Origin of the sequence: Klebsiella sp. TF21-TM (assembly GCF_019753495.1) — a bacterium.
Classification (GTDB): Bacteria; Pseudomonadota; Gammaproteobacteria; order Enterobacterales; family Enterobacteriaceae; genus Klebsiella; species Klebsiella quasipneumoniae.
Window position 1 is genome coordinate 1 of the sequence record NZ_JAIJYL010000079.1, and the last position, 2,853, is coordinate 2,853.

Consider the following 2,853-nt stretch of genomic DNA (forward strand, 5'->3'; position numbering starts at 1 on the left):
TTGGTGGAGCTAAGCGGGATCGAACCGCTGACCTCTTGCATGCCATGCAAGCGCTCTCCCAGCTGAGCTATAGCCCCGTAACGTAAAGCGTGTCGTGTTGACGGGCGGCATAATATGAATTCCTCGCTCAGGTGTCAACGGCAAAATTATCCTTCTTGATTCAATCGCTGAAAAAGCAGGCAACCTGCTGAGATTGCGAGCCTTATCGCAGCCAGAAGTTAAACAGGTCACCTTTTCCAGTAAAAGGATGCTATAACATGGACAGCTAATTCCCATACATTTACTCAGGAAATAGTATGCTCAAGGAACGAATGACACCTGAAGAAATCGCCCATCTGACCGGCTACAGCCGGCAAACTATCAATAAGTGGGTGCGGAAAGAAGGCTGGCAGACCTCTCCGCGGCCTGGCGTCCAGGGCGGTAAGGCGCGCCTGGTCCATGTCAATGAGCAAGTCAGGGAGTTTATCCGCAGCGCCCAGCGCGTGGCGGAGACGCCCGGCACCTATTCTCCCCACGACAGCGATCTGGAATCGCTGCTGCTGACCCTCTGTAAAGAACTCACTCCCAGCGAGCAGAAGCAGCTTATGTCGCTGCTGTTACGCGAGGGGATCACCGGGTTACTGCTTCGGTTAGGGATCCGCGATCGGTAAACCATGATGAAACTAAAAGATAAAATGACGCCCGCAGAGCTTGCCGACTGCCTGGGGCTGGCGAGACAAACGATCAATCGCTGGGTTCGTGAGAAGAAATGGCGCACGGAAACGATACCCGGCGTCAAAGGAGGCCGAGCGCGGCTGGTGGTCATCGACCAACCGGTGCGCGAGTTTCTGACGAACATTCCCGCCAGACGCCATCTGTTTAGCGACAATCATCTCGCGGAATCGCCAGGCGCTTACCTGGTCAATGAAGCGGACGCGATCTGGCGGCAAATCACAGAAACCCTGCAACTGATGACTCCGGCAGAACAGCTGCAGCTCCGCGACCTGCTGGCCCGGGAAGGGATTAGCGGTTTTCTTGCCCGCCTCGGCATCGCCAGCCCGGCGTAACAGACAAAAAAAACGGCAGGGGTATCCTGCCGTTTTATCATCTACGTCCCCGTCAGGACGCCTGGCCTTCGCGCTCAGCGATAAAAGCCAGCGCTTTATTGATACGCTCTACGCTACGGGACTTGCCGATTGCATGGACGGTAACGTCAAGCGCAGGAGACTGCCCTGCACCGGTAACGGCCACGCGCAGCGGCATACCGACTTTACCCATGCCCACTTCCAGCTCATCAGCGGTCGCCTGAATCGCGTGGTGGACGTTTTCCGCCGTCCAGTCGCTAATCGCCGCCAGCTTGTCGCGGACGACTTCCAGCGGCTGACGCGCTACCGGACGCAGATGTTTCTTCGCCGCGTCGGCGTCGAATTCAGCGAACTCTTCATAGAAGTAGCGGCAGCTCTGGGCAATCTCTTTCAGCGTTTTGCAACGCTCGCCCAGCAGCTTCACCAACTCGGCCAGCTGCGGACCGTTGCGGGTATCGATATTTTCCTGCTCAATATGCCACTGCAGATGCGTCGCCACATACTCCGCCGGCAGCGTATTGATGTAATGATGGTTCAGCCACAGCAGCTTGTCGGTGTTGAACGCACTCGCGGATTTGCTGACCGCCCCCAGCGAGAAGAACTCGATCATCTCTTCGCGGGTGAAGATCTCCTGATCGCCATGGGACCAGCCCAGACGCACCAGATAGTTCAGCAGCGCTTCCGGCAGGTAGCCATCGTCGCGATACTGCATCACGCTGACCGCCCCGTGGCGTTTGGAGAGTTTCTTGCCATCGTCGCCGTTGATCATCGATACGTGCGCATATACCGGCACCGGCGCATTCAGCGCTTTAAGGATGTTGATCTGGCGCGGCGTGTTGTTGATATGATCTTCACCACGGATCACGTGGGTGATCGCCATGTCCCAGTCATCCACTACGACGCAGAAGTTGTAGGTCGGGGAACCATCGGTACGGCGAATGATCAGATCGTCCAGCTCCTGGTTGCTGAACTCGATAGGTCCGCGGATCTGATCGTCAAAAATAACCGACCCTTCCTGCGGGTTGGCGAAACGCACCACGCACGGCTCATCATCGGCATGATGCTCGTGGCTATGGCGGCAGCGTCCATCGTAACGCGGCTTCTCACCGTTCGCCATTTGCTCTTCGCGCAACGCTTCCAGACGCTCTTTTGAGCAATAGCATTTATAAGCGGTACCGGCTTCCAGCATCTCATCGATCACGTTGTTATAACGATCGAAACGTTTAGTCTGGTAATAGGGACCTTCGTCCCATTGCAGATTCAGCCAGTTCATGCCATCCATGATGGCTTCAATTGCTTCCGGGGTGGAGCGTTCGAGATCGGTGTCTTCAATACGCAGTACAAACTCACCGCCGTGGTTACGGGCAAAAAGCCAGGAATAGAGAGCAGTACGCGCACCGCCAACGTGCAGATAGCCGGTTGGGCTTGGCGCGAAGCGAGTTTTGATTTTCATGAATTGGCCTTACGTTTAATAAAGATGCCGATAGCCGGCAATGTCCGGTGGAAATTATGGGTCAATATTCTAACACCGTGGGCTGATTCCTCAATGTTGTTCCCGTCGGAACGTCGCGGTTTGCCGTTTTTGTTTATAAATCATGCTATGACGCCGCTTTTGCGATCGCTTTGTTTAATTTTACGACGAACGAACGAATTCTTTAGAAAAGGCGTTGACTCATTTTCAACTCTCCCTATAATGCGACTCCACACAGCGGGGGTGATTAGCTCAGCTGGGAGAGCACCTCCCTTACAAGGAGGGGGTCGGCGGTTCGATCCCGTCATCACCCACCAC

At 55.2% G+C, this 2,853-nt stretch carries 3 protein-coding genes and 2 tRNA genes; 3 read left to right on the plus strand and 2 right to left on the minus strand.

Translation table 11 applies throughout. The features are described from left to right. Window position 1 precedes the first annotated feature (1 nt). A tRNA-Ala gene (locus K5R89_RS26795) sits at window positions 2–77 on the minus strand. A 219-nt stretch (window positions 78–296) separates the two neighbouring features. Here K5R89_RS26795 and K5R89_RS26800 point away from each other — a divergent pair. Together K5R89_RS26800 and K5R89_RS26805 are read left to right on the plus strand one after the other, a co-directional pair. Further along, window positions 297–650: a YfeC-like transcriptional regulator gene (locus K5R89_RS26800; protein ID WP_004202017.1), complete on the plus strand. Its 354-nt coding sequence runs from the start codon at window positions 297–299 to the stop codon at window positions 648–650. A 3-nt stretch (window positions 651–653) separates the two neighbouring features. Continuing rightward, window positions 654–1,046, plus strand: coding sequence for a YfeC-like transcriptional regulator (locus K5R89_RS26805; protein ID WP_023290586.1), 393 nt, complete (start codon window positions 654–656; stop codon window positions 1,044–1,046). A gap of 52 nt (window positions 1,047–1,098) precedes the next feature. Here K5R89_RS26805 and gltX read toward each other — a convergent pair whose 3' ends face one another. Continuing rightward, complete coding sequence (gene gltX / locus K5R89_RS26810; protein WP_004202014.1) at window positions 1,099–2,517, minus strand: glutamate--tRNA ligase; 1,419 nt, start codon at window positions 2,515–2,517, stop codon at window positions 1,099–1,101. 259 nt (window positions 2,518–2,776) lie between these two features. Between gltX and K5R89_RS26815 the strand changes: the two genes are divergently transcribed. Beyond that, window positions 2,777–2,852 (plus strand) — tRNA-Val (locus tag K5R89_RS26815). Window position 2,853: the final 1 nt, after the last annotated feature.

What these genes read in the sequence shown, in the direction of transcription:
- gltX (WP_004202014.1), bottom strand. Translation starts at nt 2,517, where the DNA reads ATGAAAATCAAAACTCGCTTCGCGCCAAGCCCAACCGGCTATCTGCAC.
- K5R89_RS26805 (WP_023290586.1), top strand. Translation starts at nt 654, where the DNA reads ATGATGAAACTAAAAGATAAAATGACGCCCGCAGAGCTTGCCGACTGC.
- K5R89_RS26800 (WP_004202017.1), top strand. Translation starts at nt 297, where the DNA reads ATGCTCAAGGAACGAATGACACCTGAAGAAATCGCCCATCTGACCGGC.